This window comes from Luedemannella helvata (assembly GCF_039528415.1).
Taxonomy (GTDB): Bacteria; Actinomycetota; Actinomycetes; order Mycobacteriales; family Micromonosporaceae; genus Luedemannella; species Luedemannella helvata.
The window spans coordinates 124,284-143,250 of the sequence record NZ_BAAALS010000002.1; the positions used below are offsets into that span (position 1 = coordinate 124,284).

5 protein-coding genes are annotated in these 18,967 nt (G+C 74.9%); all 5 read right to left on the bottom strand.

Translation table 11 applies throughout. The features are described from left to right. Positions 1–11: 11 nt before the first annotated feature. Positions 12–5,351, bottom strand: a complete 5,340-nt coding sequence (locus tag ABD191_RS02770) for a non-ribosomal peptide synthetase/MFS transporter (RefSeq protein ID WP_344076385.1) — start codon at positions 5,349–5,351, stop codon at positions 12–14. Then, complete coding sequence (locus ABD191_RS02775; RefSeq protein ID WP_344076387.1) at positions 5,348–14,668, bottom strand: non-ribosomal peptide synthetase; 9,321 nt, start codon at positions 14,666–14,668, stop codon at positions 5,348–5,350. Before ABD191_RS02775 ends, ABD191_RS02770 begins: the two co-directional genes overlap by 4 nt. A gap of 126 nt (positions 14,669–14,794) precedes the next feature. Continuing rightward, complete coding sequence (gene cysK / locus ABD191_RS02780; RefSeq protein ID WP_344076390.1) at positions 14,795–15,706, bottom strand: cysteine synthase A; 912 nt, start codon at positions 15,704–15,706, stop codon at positions 14,795–14,797. After that, the gene (epsC, locus tag ABD191_RS02785; protein ID WP_344076392.1) at positions 15,676–16,224 is read right to left on the bottom strand and encodes a serine O-acetyltransferase EpsC; all 549 of its coding nucleotides are present in this window, start codon (positions 16,222–16,224) and stop codon (positions 15,676–15,678) included. Before epsC ends, cysK begins: the two co-directional genes overlap by 31 nt. A 339-nt stretch (positions 16,225–16,563) precedes the next feature. Next, positions 16,564–18,852, bottom strand: coding sequence for an MMPL family transporter (locus ABD191_RS02790; RefSeq protein WP_344076394.1), 2,289 nt, complete (start codon positions 18,850–18,852; stop codon positions 16,564–16,566). Positions 18,853–18,967: the final 115 nt, after the last annotated feature.

Here is an 18,967-nt window from a genome sequence, read left to right on the forward strand (position 1 = left end):
CCTGCCGCCACTCATGGTCTGCCCTTCGCCAGGGTCGCGGCGCCGACCAGGTCGTCCGGCAGCGCGTCGGGGACGCGGGCGTCGAAGTCGCCGACCGCGCGCAGCCGCAGGCTGATCAGCGCCTGCGCGATCATCGCGAGGCCGAAGGCGATGCACAGCAGGGCGGTGCCGCGCCCGTCACCGACGCCGATGACCCGGCCGACCGTGCCGGCCAGCGAACCGTCGGGGGCCAGCAACGGTTCCAGCAGCTTGCTGCCGAAGGGCGCGATCACCCCGTACGCGAGGGGGATCGTGGAGAACGCGACCACCGTGTTGACGGCGAAGACCCGGCCGTGGAAGCGCTGCGGCACCTTGACCTGCACGATCGTGGCGTAGATGCCGTTGGTGAGGGTGAGCCCGAACGACATGCCGAACGCGGCGGCGGCCACCAGCCACTCGACGGGCCGCAGGCCCAGCACGACGCACGACGTCGCGAGGACGATGACGCCGCCGAGCATGCCCCGCGAGCGGGCCTTGCGCGGGCCGCCCCACACCGTCATGACCAGGCCGCCCGCGATCGCGCCGAGGCCGGCGACCGTGCTCACCCGGGCCACCGAGCCGAGATCGCCGAACGACAGCACCAGCGGCGAGACGAGCAGGAACGGCGGCGCCAGGAACACGTTGAGGACGGCGAAGAAGCCCAGCAACGGCAGGAAGCCGCGCCGGTCCGTCGCGTAGCGCAGGCCGCTGACGATCTCCTGCCAGAGCGGCTCCCTACGCCGCCACGGCAGCGTGTCGGGGAACCGCGTGGCCAGCACCACGGCGGTCGCGATGACGTAGCTGACCGCGTCGAGCAGCAGGATGCCCTTGAGCCCCACGACGGCCAGCAGCGCGGCCGCGGCCAGCGGTACCAGGAACTGACCGACGCCGGTGGCCATCTGCACGACGCCGTTGGCGTGGCCCAGGTAGCGCTTGGGGACCAGCTGCGGCACCGCCGAGGCGTACGCGAGGCGTTGGAAGGTCAACGCCGTGGACAGCACGACGATGAGCACGTAGATATGGCCGAGCCGCAGCCCGCCGGTCATCGCCAGGGCGAACATGACGGCCTGGCTGCCGCCCGCGACGACGTCGCCGACCAGCATCACCCGCCGCCGGTCGTACCGGTCGACGATCGCGCCCGCGACCGGCGCGACCAGCATGCCGGGCAGGATGCCGAGCACGGCCAGCAGGCCGAACTGCACGATCGACCCGGTCTGCGTGTAGATCCACAGGGGCAGCGCGAACTCGGTGAGCGCCGAGCCGATGATGGACACCATCTGGCTCGCCGCGACGGTGAGGAACCGGCCCATGCTCGGCGCCGGCCCGTCGGCGGCGGCGGGCGCCCCGGCCGCGGACCGGGCCTGCACGGACCACCCGTCGTCCGAGACGGGCTCGCGCGTGCCGTGCACGGTCGTGACAATCTTGGCCAGTTCGGCGGCCCGGTAGTTGAGGAAGTAGTGCCCGCCCTCCCTCATCACCACCAGCACGGTCTCCGGGGCCAGGAACTCCCACTCCCGGTAGCGCTCGCGGAAGAACTCCGTCTCCGAGTCGCGGTCGCCGACCACCGAGATGATGGGCGCGCGCAGCGGCGGCACCTGCCGCTCGAACAGGTCCGTGAAGTAGTCCTCGGCGGCCCGGGCCTGGTTGCGCATGTTGCGCACGATCGCGTCGGCCTCGCGCGGGTCCATCTCGCCCAGGTCGACGCCCATGGAACGCAGCCAGTTCTCGTACACCCGGTTGCCGGTGAGCCGGTCGCCCCGGGCGAGCTTCGCCAGCCGGGACAGGATCGGGCCGGCGGGCCGGGCGAACGGGAACGTCGCCCCGACGTACACGGCCTCGATGTCGCGCCCGGCGGCCTCCAACCGACGGGCCAACTCGATGAGAATGGCCGAGCCCACGCAGTGCCCGTACAGGACGAGCGGCCCCTCGACCTTCGTCAGCACCTCTTCGGTCGTACGGGTGAGCAGTTCGTCGAAGGGCAGCGGCGCCTCGTCGAGACCGATGTCGTTGCCGGGCACGGCCAGCGAGTACAGGGCCGTGCCGGCCGGCAGTGCGTCCGCGAGCGGCTGGTAGATCACCGCGCTGCCGCCGCCGTACGGGACGCAGACCAGCGAGCGGGTCGGCGCGGACACGGGCCTGGTCAGCTGGTGCAGCAGCGGCCGCGGGCCGCGCTCCCCGGCGGGGGTGTCGACCAGGGCGGCCAGGGTGCGGATCGTCGGGTGCGCGAACACCTCCAGCACGGACACGCCCGCGCCGTAGCGCTGCCGCAGCCGGGCCACCACCTGGGTGGCCAGCATCGAGTGCCCGCCCAGGTCGAAGAAGTCGTCCTCGACGCTGAGTCGCACGTCCGGCGCCGCGCCGAGCAGCTCCCGCCACAACGCCTCGAGGTACTCCTCCGTGGGCGTGGCCGGCGCCACGAGCGACGCGCCGGACGAGCGGCGCACGGTGGGTACCGGCAGGGCTCGGCGGTCGAGCTTGCCGCTGGGCGACAACGGCAGCGCGGGCAGGTCCACGAACGCGGCCGGCACCATGTAGTCGGGCAGCCGCCGCTTGAGCGCCGCCCGCAGCGCCGCCTGGTCGGCCTTCCCGACCACGTAGGCGGCCAGCCGCTTGTCGCCGGGCACGTCCTCGCGCACCACCACGGCCGCGTCCACGACGCCGGGCTGCTCCCGCAGCGCCGCCTCGATCTCGCCCAGCTCGATGCGCAGGCCGCGCAGCTTCACCTGGCCGTCGATGCGGCCCAGGAAGTCGATGGTGCCGTCGTCGCGCCAGCGGGCCAGGTCGCCGGTGGCGTACATGCGTGCCCCGGGCGCGCCGAACGGGTCGGGCACGAACCGTTCGGCGGTCAGCCCGGGCCGGCGGTGGTAGCCGCGCGCCAGACCGACCCCGGCGAGGTAGAGCTGGCCGGGCACGCCGACCGGGGCGGGGCGCAGGCGCTCGTCCAGCACGTACACCCGCATGTTCTGGATCGGCGAGCCGATCGGCACGCGCGCCAGGCCGGCCAGCGCGGACGCCGTGACCGGCCAGGCGGTGACGTCGACCGCGGCCTCGGTCGGTCCGTAGAGGTTGTGCAGCGCCGCGCCGGGCAGCGCGGCGAGGCACCGGCGCGCCACGTCGACGGGCAGCTCCTCGCCGCTGCAGATGACCCGGCGCAACGACGTCGGCGGGTCACCCTCCGCGGCCAGGAACACCGCCAGCATCGAGGGTACGAAGTGGACCGTCGTCACGTTCTCGGCGGCGATGAGCGCGCGCAGGTAGTCGGCGTCCTTGTGCCCGCCCGGCTTGGCGAGCACCAGGCGGGCGCCGGTGAGCAGCGGCCAGAAGAACTCCCACACGGACACGTCGAAGCTGGCCGGGGTCTTCTGCAGCACCGCGTCCGTGCCGTCGAGGCCGTAGGCGCGCTGCATCCAGTCGAGCCGGTTGACGATGCCCCGGTGGGTGTTGGGCACGCCCTTGGGCCGCCCGGTCGACCCGGAGGTGTAGATCATGTACGCGACGTCGCCGGGCCGCGCGGGGCCGGCGCCCGTGGGCGCGGCGGCGGGCCAGAGCGTCGGGTCGTCGAGCGCGAGCGCGCCCGGCGGCAGCTTGGCGGCCAGCCTCGCCTGCGTCAGCACAACCGGTGCGGCGGCGTCGTCGAGCATGAAGGTGAGCCGCTCGGCCGGGTACTCCGGATCGAGCGGGACGTACGCGGCGCCGGACTTGAGTACGCCCAGCAGGCCCACGACCAGCTCCAGGCTGCGCTCGGCGCAGACGGCGACCAGATCGCCCGGCCGTACGCCGCGCCGGATGAGCCCGGCCGCGACCCGCCCGGCGCGCTCGTCGAGCTGCGCATAGGTGAGGCGCTCGCCTTCGTGGACGACCGCGGTCGCGTCGGGCACGCGGCGCGCGGTGGCCGCGAGCAGCTGCGGCAGCGTGGCGTCGGCCAGCGCGACGCTGGTCGGGTCGAGGATCGGCGCGCCGCCCAGGTCCACGGCCGAGATCGGCTGGTCGGGGTCGGCCGCGACCTCGCGCAGGAACGTCACCAGGTGATCGGCGAGGCGGGCCACGGTCGCCGGGTCGTACACGTCCGTGTTGTGGATCAGGCTGAGCGCGAGCTCCTCGCCGGCCTCGTACGCGTAGATCTCGAGGTCGAACCGGGTGGACCCGGCCGGCAGCCGGAACGGCTCGACCCGCAGCCCGGCGGGCGCCGCGCCCGTGCGCTCCTCGTAGTTCTGCAGCGCGAACAGCGCCTGGAACAGCGGCGGGCGGCGCACGTCGCGGGGCACCTTCAGCTCGTTGACCAGCTGCTCGAACGGCACCTCCTGGTGGGAGTACGCGTCGAGCGCCCGTTCGCGGGTGCGGTCGAGCAGCTGCGCGAACGTGGGGTCGCCCTCCAGCGCGGCCCGCATCGTGATCATGTTGACGAACATGCCGATGAGCGGTTCGAGTTCGGCGTGGGCCCGGCCGGCGACCGGGGAGCCGACCGCGAAGTCCGCCTGCCCGCTGTGCCGGCCCAGCACGGCGTGCACGGCGGCGAGCAGTGTCATGTACAGCGTCGCGTTGTGCTCGCGGGACAGCGTGCGCAGCTTACGGTGCAGGTCGGCGTCGATGGCGGCGGCGTGGTCCGCGCCCGCGAACGTCTGGCGGGCCGGGCGGACCCGGTCGGTGGGCAGCTCCAGCGGCTCCAGTCCGGCCAGCGCGTCGCGCCAGTAGTCGACGTCGGCCCGCTTGGTGGTGTCGAGCCGCTCGCGCTGCCAGATCGCGTAGTCGCCGTACTGCACGGGCAGGTCGGGCAGCGGGGCGCCGTCGTAGTGCGCGAACAGCTCGCCGACCAGCAGGTCGCTGGACCAGCCGTCGCTGGCGATGTGGTGGGTGGCCAGCACGAGCACGTGGTTGTCGTCGGCGAGGCGGGCCAGGGCGGCGCGCAGCAGCGGGCCGGTGGCGAGGTCGAACGGGCGGCCCAGTTCGCCGGCGACGAGGCGCCGGGCGTCGTCCTCGTCGGCGGCGTCATGGACGGGGATCGCGACCGGTGCGGGTGGCGTGATGACCAGCCGCGGCCGGCCCTGCTCGTCCTGGGGGAACGCGCAGCGCAGCGCCTCGTGCCGGGCGACGACCGCGGTGAGGGCCTCGGCGAGCGCGCCGGCCCGCAGGGCGCCGCGCAGCCGCAGCACGACCGGGATCGTGTACGCGGTCGAGCCGGGCGCGAACTGGTCCATGAACCACAGCCGCTCCTGCGCGTACGACAGGGGCGGCGTCTCCCCGGCCGGCCGGGCCTTGATGGCGTGCCCGGCCCGCCCGCGTAGCCGCTGTTCGAGCAGCTGGCGCTTGACGGCCGACAGCTCCGCGGTCGTCACCGGGCACCGTCCAGCAGCAGCGCGGCCTCCTCGTCGGAGAGGCGGTCGAGGTCGGCCAGGAGCAGCTCCTCGACCGCCGCCGCCAGCTCGGCGACCGTGGTGTGCTGGAACAGCAGGCGCACGGGGATCTCCATTTCGGTGGCCGCGCGCAGCCGCGCGGTCGTCTTCATGGCGAGCAACGAGTGCCCGCCGAGGGCGAAGAAGTCGTCGCCGGCGCCGACCCGCTCGACGCCGAGCACCTGCGCCCAGATCTCGGCGACGAGTTCCTCCGCGGCGTTGCGGGGCGCCACGTACTCGCCCGCGCCGGCCCGGGCGTCCGGCAGCGGCAGGCCGCGCACGTCGACCTTGCCGTTGACCGTCAGCGGGATCGCGTCGACGGCGACCACGGCCGACGGGACGAGGTGGGCGGGCAGCAGCTCGCCGACCTGTTTGCGCACGGTGGCCGCGTCCGCGTCACCGGTGATCCAGGCGACCAGCCGGTGCGTCCCGGTCGCGTCCGGCAGCGCGGCGGCGAACGCCTCCCCCACCCCCGGCACCGAGCGCAGCGCGGCCGCGATCTCGCCCGGCTCGACGCGGTACCCGCGCACCTTGACCTGCTCGTCGACGCGGCCGGCGAACTCCAGGGTCCCGTCGCCGCGCCAGCGCGCCCGGTCGCCGGTGCGGTAGAGGCGCCCCGGCGCGAAGGGGTCCGGGACGAACCGCTCGGCGGTCAGCCCCGGCTGCCCCAGGTAGCCCCGGGCCACGCCCGCGCCGCCCACGCACAGCTCGCCGACCACGCCCGGCGGCACGAGCCGCAGCGCGTCGTCGACCACATAGGCGGTGGTGTGGGACAGCGGCCGGCCCATCGACACGCGCCCGCCGATATCGGATTCCGATAGGTCGCCGGCGGTCGCGATGACGGCCGCCTCCGTGGGCCCGTACGTGTTCACGACCCGTACCCGGTCACCGAAGCGCGCCCGCCAGCGCGCGTAGACGTCCGGCCGGACCTCCGAGCCGCCCAGGATGAGCAGCCGCAGGGCGGCCGGCCAGGCCATAGCGTCGCCCTCGGCGACCAGCGCGTCCCAGTACGAGGTGGGCAGGTCCAGCACGGTGACCTCGGCGCCCCACACGTCCGGCAGCTGCTCGCCCGGCGGCAGGAGCACCAGCCGGGCGCCGACCGACAGGGCCGGCCAGATCTCCTCCACATGCGCGTCGAAGCTCACGGACGCCACCTGGGCGACCACGTCGCTCGCCGTCAACGCGTACGCGTCGCGCATCCACCCGACGCGCGACGCGAGCGCGCCCCACGGGACCCCGACGGCCTTGGGTGTCCCGGTCGACCCGGAGGTGAACACCACGTAGGCGAGGTCGCCGGCGCGGTCCCCCGCCACGGGCGCGGGCGGCAGCGCGTCGACGCACACCGCGTCCAGGCCCAGGTACGCGCACCGGTCGGCCACCTCCGACCGGGTCAGCAGCACCGACGCCCCGCTGTGGGCCGCCATGAGGGCCAGCCGCGCCGAGGGGTAGTCCAGGTCGAGGGGCACGTACGCCGCACCGGCCCGCAGCACGCCGAGCAGCGCCACGATCAGGTCGGTGGACCGCTCCAACGCCACCGCGACCCGGCCGGCGCCGCGGGCGGCGAGCGCGGCGGCCACGGCCCCGGACCGCGCGTCCAGCTCCCCGTAGGTCAGCCGCTGCGGTCCGCACGTCGCCGCGACCGCGTCCGGCGCCCGGCGCGCCTGGTCGAGGATCAGCGCCACGACGTCGACCGGCGCCGGGCCGGCCGGACCGGTGCCCAGCGCCAGCAGCCGCTCCCGTTCGCCGGCCGACATCAGCTCCAGCGCCGAGACGGGCGCGTCCGGGGCGTCGACGAGCGCCGCGAGCAGCGCCACGAACCGGCCGGCCAGCGCGGCGATCGTGGCCCGGTCGAACAGGTCCGTGCGGTAGTTGAACGCCGCGATGAGCGTGTCGCCGTCCGGCCACACGTCGAGGCTCACGTCGAACTTGGCCTGCCGGAACTGCCCGTCCACGTACTCGGCGCGGGTGCCGGCCAGCACCTGGGTGCCGGCGTGCTGCTCCGTGTGCAGCACGAACATCGTCTGGAACAGCGGGGTGCGGCCCAGGTCGCGGGGCAGGTCCAGGCGCCCCAGCAGGCGCTCGAACGGCACGTCCTGCTGCGCGTAGGCGGCCAGCGCAGACTCGCGGGTGCGGGCCAGCAGTTCCCGGAAGCTCGGGTCGCCGCCCACGTCGCCGCGCAGCACGAGCGTGTTGACGAAGAACCCCACGACCGGGTCCAGTTCGGGCAGGGGCCGGTGCTCCATCGTGGAGCCGACCATCACCTCCGCCTGGCCGGCGTGGCGGCACAGGAGCAGTTGGTAGGCGGCCAGCAGCACCATGAACGGGGTGCCGTGCTGGGCGAGCGCGAGCTCGTGCAGCCGGGCGACGAGCGGCGCCGGTACGACGACCCGCAGGTGGTCGCCGTCGTGGCCGCGTTCGGTGGGCCGGGGCCGGTCGGTGGGCAGGTCGAGCACGGGCAGGTCGGTGAGCAGCCGCCGCCAGTACTCCTCCTGTGGCGGGTCCGCGTCGGCTCGCCCGCGCTGCCACACGGCCACGTCGCCGTACCCGATGCGCAGCGCCGGCAGGTCGGGGGCCCGCCCCTCGCGCAGGGCCGCGTAGGCGGCGCCCAGCTCGGCGACGATCAACGCCATCGACCGGCCGTCGCCGACGATGTGATGGACGACCAGGCAGAACAGGTGGTCGTCGGCCGCGACCCGCACGAGTACCGCGCGCACGGGAGCACCGTTGTCCAGCTCGAACCCCCGGTTCGTCCGCGCGGCGACCAGCCCGTGCGCCGCCCCGAGCGGATCGGCCGCGCCGGACGCGTCGAGCCGCTCCAGGCGCACCCCGCCGGGCGGCGCGACCACCTGGACGGGCTCGCCGTCGCGTTCGGCGAACCGCATCCGCAACGCCTCGTGCCGGCCCTCCACCACGCCGAGCGCGCGCTCCAGCGCGTCCGCGTCGACCGGCCCGCGCAGCCGGTACGCCAGGGGGATGTTGTAGGACGGGTCGCCGGGTTCGAGGCGGTCGAGGAACCACAGCCGCTCCTGCCCGAACGTCAGCGGCAGCTCGACCAGGTCGGCGGGCCGGCGCGGGATGAGAGGCCCGTCGCCGGGGGCGTCCGCCAGGCCGCCGAGCGCCGCCGCGAAGTCGGCCAGCCGGGGGTGCCGGAACACGAGGCCGACCGGGACGTCACGGTGCGCCAGGGCCCGCAGCCGCGCGGCGGCTTTCGCGGCGAGCAGCGAGTGCCCGCCCAGGGCGAAGAAGTCGTCGCCCGCGCCGACCCGGTCGACCCCCAGCACGTGCGCCCACACGGACGCGACCAGCTCCTCGGCACCGCCGCGCGGCACGACGTACTCGCCCGCCCCGGCCCGGGCGTCCGGGCGCGGCAGCGCGTGGACGTCGACCTTGCCGTTGACCGTCAACGGGATCGCGTCCACGGCCACCACGGCCGAGGGCACCAGGTACGCGGGGAGCACCTCGGCCACCCGCTCGCGGACGACCGACGGGTCCACCGGGCCGGTCACCCAACCGACCAGCGTGTGCCCGCCGCCCCCGTCGGGCAACGCCGCCGCGAACGCCTCTCCCACCCCGGGTACGGCCTGCAGCGCGGCGGCCACCTCGCCCGGCTCGACCCGGTACCCCCGCACCTTCACCTGCTCGTCGACGCGGCCGACGAACTCCAGCACCCCGTCGGCCCGCCACCGCACCCGGTCGCCCGTGCGGTAGAGGCGCCCCGGCGCGAAGGGGTTCGGGACGAACCGCTCGGCGGTCGCCCCGGGTTGCCCCAGGTAGCCGCGCGCGAGGCCGGCGCCGCCCACGCACAGCTCGCCGACCACGCCCGGCGACACAAGCCGCAACGCGCCGTCGAGGACGTACACACTGGTGTCCGACAGCGGGCCGCCCATGGAGACGCGTCCGTCCACATCGGATGCCGACAGGTCGCCGGCGGTCGCGATGACGGCCGCCTCCGTGGGCCCGTACGTGTTCACGACCCGTACCCGGTCACCGAAGCGCGCCCGCCAGCGCGCGTACACGTCCGGGCGCACCGCCGAGCCGCCCAGGATGAGCAGCCGCAGGGCGGCCGGCCAGCCCACCCCGTCGCCCTCGGCGACGAGCGCGTGCCAGTACGAGGTGGGCAGGTCCAGCACGGTCACGCCGGCGTGCCACACGTCCGGCGGCTGCTCGCCGGGGGGCACGAGCAGCAGCCGGGCGCCGACCGACAGGGCCGGCCAGATCTCCTCCACATGCGCGTCGAAGCTCACGGACGCCACCTGGGCGACCACGTCGCTCGCCGTCAACGCGTACGCGTCGCGCATCCACCCGACGCGCGACGCGAGCGCGCCCCACGGGACCCCGACGGCCTTGGGCGTCCCCGTCGACCCGGAGGTGAACACCACGTAGGCGAGGTCCGCGTCGGCGGGCTCGATGCCGGGACCCGCGGGGGCGGCCGGCGAGTCGGGGCCGAGGGTCACGACCTCGGGCAGCCCGGCGAACCGCTCCGGCGCGCTGGTGAGGGCGAGCCGGGCACCGGCGGTGTGCAGCATCAGCGCGATCCGGGCGTCCGGGTAGGTCAGGTCCACCGGCAGGTACGCCGCGCCCGAGGCGAGGACCGCCAGGAGGGCGACGATCAGCTCGGGCGAGCGGTCCAGGCCGACGGCCACCGGCCGGTCCGGCCCGGCGCCGCGCGCGACCAGCTCGCCGGCCAGATGGTTGGCCCGCTCGGTGAGCTGCCGGTAGGTGAGCGTCCGCGGGCCGCAGGCCACCGCCACGGCGTCCGGCGCGGCGGCGGCCCGCTCCCGCACGGCCGCGAGCAGCGCGAAGGGCCGCCCGGGCGCGCCGCGTCCCAGCGCGAGCAGCACGTCGCGCCGCTGCGCCGGCAGCAGGTCGAGCGCCGCCACCGGCCGGTCGGGGGCGTCCACGACGGCGCGCACCAGGGCCACGAACAGGTCGGTCCACTGGCGCACGGTCGCCTCGTCGAACAGGTCGGCGCGGTAGCTGACCGACAGGTCCAGCCCGTCGGCGACCCGCCACGCGTCGACCATGAGGTCGAACTTGGCCTGCCGGAACCCGTCGTCGGCGAGCGTCGCCGCCACGCCGGGCAGTACGGGCACCTCGACGGTGTTCTCGGTGTGCAGCAGGAACATGGTCTGGAACACCGGGGTGCGGCTGGCGTCGCGGGTCACCGGCAGGCCGCGCAGCAGCTGCTCGAACGGCACATCCTGGTGGCGCATCGCGTCCAGCGCGGCCGCCCGGGTGCGATCGAGCAGTTCGGCGAACGTCGGGTCGTCGCTCAGGTCGCCGCGCAGCACGAGGGTGTGCACGAACAGGCCGACGACGTCGGTCAGCTCGGCGCGGGTGCGCCCGGAGCCGGACGAGCCCACGACCACGTCCGGCTGCCCGGTGAGCCGGGCGAGCAGCAGCTGGTAGGCGGCTATCAGCGCCATGAACGGCGTGCACCGCCGCCCCGCGCCCAGCCGTTCGAGCCGCGTGATCAGTTCGGTGGGCACCCGGGCGCGCACCACGCCACCGACGGCCGGCGCTGCCGATCGGGGCCGGTCGGTGGGCAGGTCCAGCATGGGCAGGTCGGCGAGCCGGTCGAGCCAGTAGGCGCGCGCCTCGTCCACTGTGGTCAGCTCGGCGAGCGAGCGCTGCTGCCAGACCGCGTAGTCCGCGTAGCCCCAGCGCAGCTCGGGCAGCCGCGCCGCCGCCCCGTCGCGGTGCGCCCGGTAGCTCTCGTGCAGGTCCCGCAGGATGATCGCCAGGGACGTACCGTCGGCGACGATGTGGTGCACGACCAGGCAGAGCAGGTGGTCGTCCGCACCGACCCGCACGAGCGTCGCGCGGAGCAGCCCGCCGGCCGTCAGATCAAAAGCCGCGTTCGTACGTCCCGAGATCAGCGCGCCCGCCGAACCCACCGGGTCGGGCTCCCCCGCGGTGTCGAGCACCTCCAGCGCCACGCTCCCCGACGGGGTGACCGACTGGGTCGGCTCCCCGTAGTGCTCGGTGAAACGCAGCCGCAGCGCGTCGTGCCGGGCCACGACGTCGCCGAGCGCCGCCTCCAGGAGGCGCGCGTCGACGGGCCCGCGCAGCCGGTAGACGAGCGGGATGTTGTACGAGGCGTCGCCGGGGTCGAGCTGGTTGAGGAACCACAGCCGCTCCTGCCCGAACGTCAGCGGCAACGCGTCGCCCGGTGCCGGGCCCGCGTGACCGGGCGGGGCGACGGGCCCCGCCTCCGCGCGCAGCCGGTCGACGGCGGCGGCCAGGTCGCGCAGCGTGGAGTGGGCGAAGACGAGCAGCCCGGGCACGTCGACCCCGACGGCCTCGGACACCCCGACGGCGGCCCGCATGGCCAGCAGGGAGTGCCCGCCGAGCACGAAGAAGTCGTCAGCGGCGCCCACCCGCTCGACGCCGAGCACCTGCGACCACACCTCGGCCAGCAGCGCCTGCGTGGGCGTACCCGGGGGTTCGTAGGCGGTCCGCGCCGCGGCCGCGCGGCCCGGCGCGGGCAGCGCCGCGCGGTCGAGCTTGCCGTTCGGGGTCATGGGCAACGCGTCGAGCGCCACGAAGTAGGTGGGCACCTGGTAGGCGGGCAGTACGCGGGCGAGCGCGGCGCGCAGGGCCACGGGGTCGACGGCGTCACCGACGAGGTACGCGACGAGCTGCGTCGTCCCGTCGACCGGGACCGCGATGACGGCCGCCTGGGCGACGCCGTCGCAGTCGGCGAGGCGGGCCTCGATCTCGCCCGGCTCGATGCGGTGCCCGGCGAGCTTGATCTGGTTGTCCAGCCGGCCGAGGAACTCGATGACCCCGTCGCCGCGCCAGCGCGCCCGGTCGCCGGTGCGGTACATGCGCCCGCCGTCGACCGGGTTCGGCACGAACCGTTCGGCGGTCAGCGCCGGGCGGCCCAGGTAGCCGCGCGCCACCCCGGCGCCGCCGACGCACAGTTCGCCGGGCACGCCGACCGGCGCGGGCCGCCCGTCCGGGTCGAGGACGTGGACCTGGGTGTTCGCGATCGGGCGGCCGATGACGACCTCACGCGGGTCGGCCGGCACCTCCCACGCGGTCGACCAGATGGTCGTCTCCGTGGGGCCGTACACGTTGACCAGCCGCGTGACCCGACCGCGCAGGTCGCGGGCCACGTCGAGCGGCAGCGCCTCGCCCCCGACGAGGGCCGTGACCCGGCTGGCGAAGTCGGCCGCGAGCAGCAGCCGCCACCGCGACGGGGTGGTCTGCACGTGGGTCACGCGGTGCCGCTCGACGAGCGCGGCGAGGGCGCGGCCGTCGCGGCCGGTCGCGTCGTCGGCGATCACGAGGCTCGCGCCCGTGACGAGCGGCAGGAACAGTTCCAGGCCGGCGATGTCGAAGGCCAGCGACGTGACCGCCAGCCACCGGTCGCCCGCGCCGGCGTGGAGCAGGTCGCGCATGCCGAGGATGAAGTTCGTCAGGGCCGCGTGCCCGATCTCGACACCCTTGGGCCGGCCGGTGGAACCGGAGGTGTAGAGCACGTACGCCAGGTCGGTGCGGGCCTCGACCGGCGCGGGCGCGCCCGCCGGGTCGTCGACGAGCACCACGGTCGCCTCGTGTCCGGGCAGGTCGCCGGCGCGGTTCGCGGCCGTCACGACGCAGGTGGCCCGCGAGTCGGCCAGCACGAACGCCTGCCGGGCCGGCGGGTAGTCGGGGTCGACCGGCAGGTACGCGGCCCCGGCCCGCCACACCGCGAGGGGCGCCGCGAGCAGGTCGATCCCACGGTCGAGGCAGATGGCGACGAGGTCACCGGGGCGCACGCCGGCGCCCTGCAGCCGCCCGGCCAGCGTGTCGACCCGTGCCATCAGCTCCCGGTAGGTGAGTTCGTGGGCGGCGACGGCGTCCGGCGCGGCGGCGGCCCGCTCCCGGATGAGGTCGAGGACGGTGCGGTCGGGCACCGGCACGGCCGTGTCGTTCCACCGCCGCAGCTCGGCCGTCTCGCTGGCGGGCGCCATGGGGGTCGCCCGCAGGGGGCGCCCCGGATCGGCGGCCAGCGCCGTGGCGAACGCGCACAGGTGGGCGGCCAGCCGCGCCACCGACCCCGGCTCGAACGCGCCCACCGGGTGCCGCAACGTCAGATCCGCGCCGCCGTCGGGCCGCACGGTCGCGTCGATGGCCAGGTCGAGCGCCTGCGCGCCCACCTCGTGATGCCACACGTCCACGTCGAGGCCGGGCCAGGTCCCGTAGCCGTCCCGGTGCCCGTGCACCGCGAGGGTCACCTGGAACAACGGGTGCACACCGGGCACGCGGTCGGGCCGCACGGCCACCACGACGTGGTCGAACGGCGCCTCCCGCAGCATCGCCTCGACGACCGTACGGCGCACCTTTGTCGCCGCCTGCGCGAACGTGTCCGCGTCGGCGAGGTCGGTGCGCAGGGCCAGCAGGTTGTAGAAGCACCCGACCAGCGGTTCCCACGCCAGCCGCTGCCGCCCGGACGACACCGTGCCCACGGTGATGTCCGGCTCCCCGCTGTAGCGCCGCAGCACCAGTTTCAGTACGGTCAGCAGCGCCACGAACGGGGTCACCCCGCGGCCGGCGGCGTCGCGCAGCCGGTCCACCGTGCCGGCCGGCAGGCTGACCCGCACACTCTCGGTCGTCGAACCGTTGGCGCCGCGCCGGATCGGCAGGTCGAGCGGTCGCACGCCGGCCAGCCGCTCCCGCCAGTACGCCAGGCGCCGGTCGGCGTCCGGGCCGGCCAGGCGTTCGTTGGCCCACCCGGCGTACCCGGCGTAGCTGGCCGGCAAGGGCTCCTGCTCCGCGTGCCCGTAGGCGGCGGCGAGGTCGGCGACCACCACGTCGATGGAGCGCTCGTCGAAGTTGATGTGGTGCGCGACGAACAGCAGGATGTGCTCGTCGTCGGCGACCCGCAGCAGCCACGCGTGGAACTGCGGCGCCCGGCCGAGGTCGAAGCGCCGGGCGGCCGCGCGGGCGGCGAGTTCCTGGGCGCGCGCCTCCCGGTCGGCCGCCGGCACGTCGCGCAGGTCCACCCCGGTCAGCCAGTCCGGCGCGACGTCCCCGGGTTCGACGACCCGCTGGCGCACGCCCGTACCCCCGGCCCGCGGGGCGAGGTAGACGGTCCGCAGGGCCTCGTGGCGGGCGACCACCGCGGCGAACGCGGCTTTGAGCGCGCCGACGTCCAACGGGCCGCGCAGGCGCAGCCCGAATGTCGCGTTGGGCACCGCGACCTGATCGCCGGCCAACTGGCTGGCCAGCCACACCCGCACCTGCTCGGGCGAACACGGGGCGACGGTCATGATCGCACGCTAGCCAGGCCAGCATGTACGCCCCTTGTACGTCCGCTGTACGCGCGCCGGTACGGCGGGGGTCGTGGATTCAATGGGTCGCTATACCGGCCAAAGAATCCACAACCCCCGCGGTTGCTAGCCCGCGAACAGCGGGGTGCTCAGGTAGCGCTCGCCGGTGTCGGGCAGGACGACCACGACCACCGCGCCCGCGGACGCCGCGACCCGTGTCGCCGCGTGCAGCGCCGCGCCGCTGGACACGCCGGCCAGGATCCCCTCGGACGCCGCCAGGCGCCGGGCGGCCGCCCGTGCCTCGTCGACGCTGACCCGCGCGATCTCGTCGTAAACGCCGGTGTCGAGCACTCCGGGCACGAACCCGGCGCCGATGCCCTGGATGCCGTGCGGTCCCGCGACGCCCCCGGACAGCACCGGCGACTCCGCCGGCTCCACGGCCACGACCCGCACCTCGGGCTTCTTCTCCTTGAGCACCTGGCCGACCCCGGTCACCGTGCCGCCCGTGCCCACACCCGCGACGACGACATCGACCGCGCCAGCGGTGTCGTCCCAGATCTCCAGGGCGGTGGTGCGCCGGTGGACCTCCGGGTTGGCCGGGTTGTCGAACTGCGCCGGCAGGTACCACCCCTCGCGCTCGGCGAGCCGGCGCGCCTCCGCGATGGCCCCGGGCATGCCCAGGGCGGCCGGCGTGAGCACCAGCTCAGCGCCGTACGCGGCCAGCAGGGCGCGCCGTTCGACGCTCATGCTCTCCGGCATCGTGAACGTGATCCGGTAGCCCTTCACGGCCGCGACCATGGCCAGGCCGATTCCGGTGTTGCCGCTGGTCGGCTCGACGATCTGGGCGCCCGGCGCGAGTTGCCCGCGCGCCTCGGCCGCCTCGATCATGGCGAGCGCGATGCGGTCCTTCACGCTGCCGGCCGGGTTGGCCGCCTCCAGCTTGGCGAACAGCCGTACCGGAAGATCCGCGCCGAAGCGGGTCAGCTCGACCAGCGGGGTGCGGCCGATCAGGTCAAGGACACTGGAATACGTGGCCACAGTGGTGCCTCCTCCATGGTGGATGGTGGCGCGTTGACGCGCGCGCCGGGGGGAACGTCGCTCAGCACGAGCGCGTGGGCGCCGACGCGCGCATCGTCGCCGATGCGGACGGGGCCGAGGACGGTGGCGCCGACGCCGAGCACCACCCGGTCGCCGACGCTCGGGTGGCGCCGGCTGCCCTTGCCGTCCCGCCACCAGCCGCGCCCGCCGAGGGTGACCTGGTGGTACATGGTGACGTCGTCCCCGACGACCGCCGTCTCGCCGATGACGACGCCGGCGCCGTGGTCGATGAACAGCCGCCGGCCGATCGTGGCGCCCGGGTGGATCTCGATGCCGGTCGCCGACCTCAGCGCCTGCGACAGCGCCCGGGGCACGAACGGCACCCGCCATCGCCACAGCCGGTGCGCCACCCGGTGGCCCCAGACCGCCCACAGCCCAGGATAGAGAAGAACCTCAGGAAGATGTACGCCGTAGAGCGCCGGATCGCGGCGCACCACGGCACGAAGATCGTCGAGCATGCGGCCCTCGGCACGATGACGGCACCCGCGCGTGCGGGTGTGGGGATCGGGCCGACGCCGGCCCGCTGGCAGAAACTCAGCTCAGCGGGCCGGACACCGCTCATCGAAGTCCCGGCGCACGTGCCGTCCGCTCATCGGCACGGCGAACCGCCGGCCGGCCAGCGGCCCGGGCACACGAACGCGGGACATGCCGGCAAGGCTACGAGCGCGCTGGCCGCCCGTACCAGAGGCGAAGGTCCCACGCTGGGCCGCAATCTCCGCTCCAGCCACCCGCGTCCGCAGACCACGTTTCGAGCGGCGTGCGAGGTTGTGGATTCGTTGACCGGTATGGCGACCCGTTCACTCCACAACCCGCACGGGTGTCGGCTGCTGCGGCGGGGAATCCGCCAGCGCGGGCTCGGCCTCGGGCGTCTCCTCCTCGGGGGGCAGCTGGCGGCTGGGCCAGGCGCTGGCCGGGCCCAGCACCGTGAGGAGCGCGGGGGCGAGCAGCGATCGGACGATGAAGGCGTCGATGAGGATGCCGACCGACAGCGCGAACGCCAACTCCTGGAACGGTCGCAGCGGCACGAGGACCAGCAGGCCGAAGCTGACCGCGAGGGTGAACGCCGCGATGCGGATCGCGCGGGCCGAGTGGGGCAGCGTGATGGCGAGCGCCTCGGGCAGGGGTCTGCCGCGCGCCTCCTTCCACGCGGGGCCCACGCCGAAGATGTTGTAGTCGGAGCCGAGCGCGAGCAGGAGCACGGCAACAGCGAACGGGACGTAGAACGTCAGCCCGTCGCCGCCGAGCACGTCCTGGAACAGCCACGTGGTCAGCCCCAGCGTCGCGCCGATGGCCAATACGCTGCAGATCACGAGCGCGACCGGCGCGACGAGCGCCCGCAGGTACAGCACCAGGAACAGCAGGTTCGCCAGCAGCGCCGCGATCGCGATGCGGCCCAGGTCGCTCACCGTCTGGTCGACGATCACGTCGGCGATGGCCGTGTCGCCGCCGAGGCTGGCCCGGGTATCGGCCAGGCCGGCGTCGCGCAGCAACCCGGGCAGTCGGTCCTGCAGGCCCGTGATGGTGTGCACCGCCCGCGCGCCGAGGGCTTCATCAGTGAGTACGAGCAGGTAGCGCGCCGCGGTGCCGTCCGGCGCCTGGAACAGCGCCAGCTCCTGCGGGATGGCGTCATCGCCCGGTCCGACCACGGCGGCCACACCCGGCTGCTGGCCGAGCGCCCGCTGCAACGCGAGCAGCTGCTGCTTCTTGGCCGCCACGCCGGGACCCTCGACCATCAGCTCGGTGGGCGACAGGATGCCCTCGACAAAGCCCTTCTCGGCCTGGTCGGCGGCCTGCCGGGCCGGGTGGCTCGTGGGCAGCGCCTCGACGAACGACACCCCGAGCGCGATGTGCCGCAGCGGGTACGCGGCGGCCAGCAGCCCGCCCACACAGGCGAGCACGACGACGGGTGCGAACCAGCGCCGGGTGAGCAGCCACGCGCCCCGCCCGCTTCCGGTCCGCTCCGCCTCCGCCTCGGCGATGTCGGGTGCCGAGCGGCGGCGCCGCGACCACAGCGCCACCGGGCCGAGGATCGCCAGCAGGGCGGGCACGAGCGTCACCGCGACGACCATGCCGACGAGCACGGCGAGGGCCATGCCGGGGCCGAACGCCCGGAACGCCGGCGAGTCCGCGACGATCAGCGCGCCCGTGCCGGCCGCGGCCGTCAGCCCGGCCGTCACGATGATCGCGGTGAACCGGGCGGTCGCGTGCTCCGCCGCCGGGAGGCGGCCGGCCCCTTGCGCGAACTGTGCCCGTACGCCGGAAAGGTAGAAGACCACGTAGTCGGTGACCACGCCGAGCAACAGGGCGACCAGCAGCGGCTGCGTCTCCTGGGGAACGGGCACACCCAGGCGCAGCGCGACCGCCCCGCCGATGTGCAACGTCAGCAGGATGGCGGTGCCCGCGACGACCAGGGCCAGCAGCGGCGCGACGAACGACCGGAACGCGATCGCGATGATGAGGAACGCCGCGACGACCGTGGCCGTCTCCAGCCACGGCAGCGACGACAGCACCAGGTCGCCCTGCTCGACGCGGGCCGGCACCGAGCCGGTCACCCCGACGACGGCGTCATCCGGACCGTAGAGGGCGGCGACGAACTTCTCGGCGGCCTCCACCTGGTCGGCGAGGCTGACGTCCGGCGCGGTGAACAGCAGCGTGATGACGGTGGTGCTGTCCTCCTTCGAGCCCGGGAACAGGCCCATGGTGTTCATGACGGGCGCGGCGGCCAGGATGGGCTTGAGGTCGGGGTGCTTGCCCTCGGTCACCGCGCGGGCCCGCGCGACCGCCTCGGTCTGCGTCGACACCGGCAGCCCTTCCGGGTTGCGCTGTACGACGGCGACGCGGCTGAGCAGCGGGAAGCCGAACTTCTCGAACGAGCGCAGCTCGCTCTGGATGGCGGGGTTGTCCGTGGAGACGAGGTCGTTGAGGTCGGAGCCGCCGGCGCCGACGGCCGGCAGGTACAGCACGGAGGCCGCGGTCGCCGCGGCCCAGAACAGCACGACGAGCCAGCGCAGCCGCACGATAACCTTGGCGTACGCGGCGAGTAGCCAGCTCGGACGCCATCTGCTGCGCGGCCCGGCCTCGTCCATGGTTGCCCCTCCCCCTGAATACGGTGACTTGGGGTACCCGGCGCTCGCGGCCCGGAAACGGGGAACCGTCGGTACTGTCGGACCCGGTGGGTAGCCTCCGTCCCGGCAGCACCTC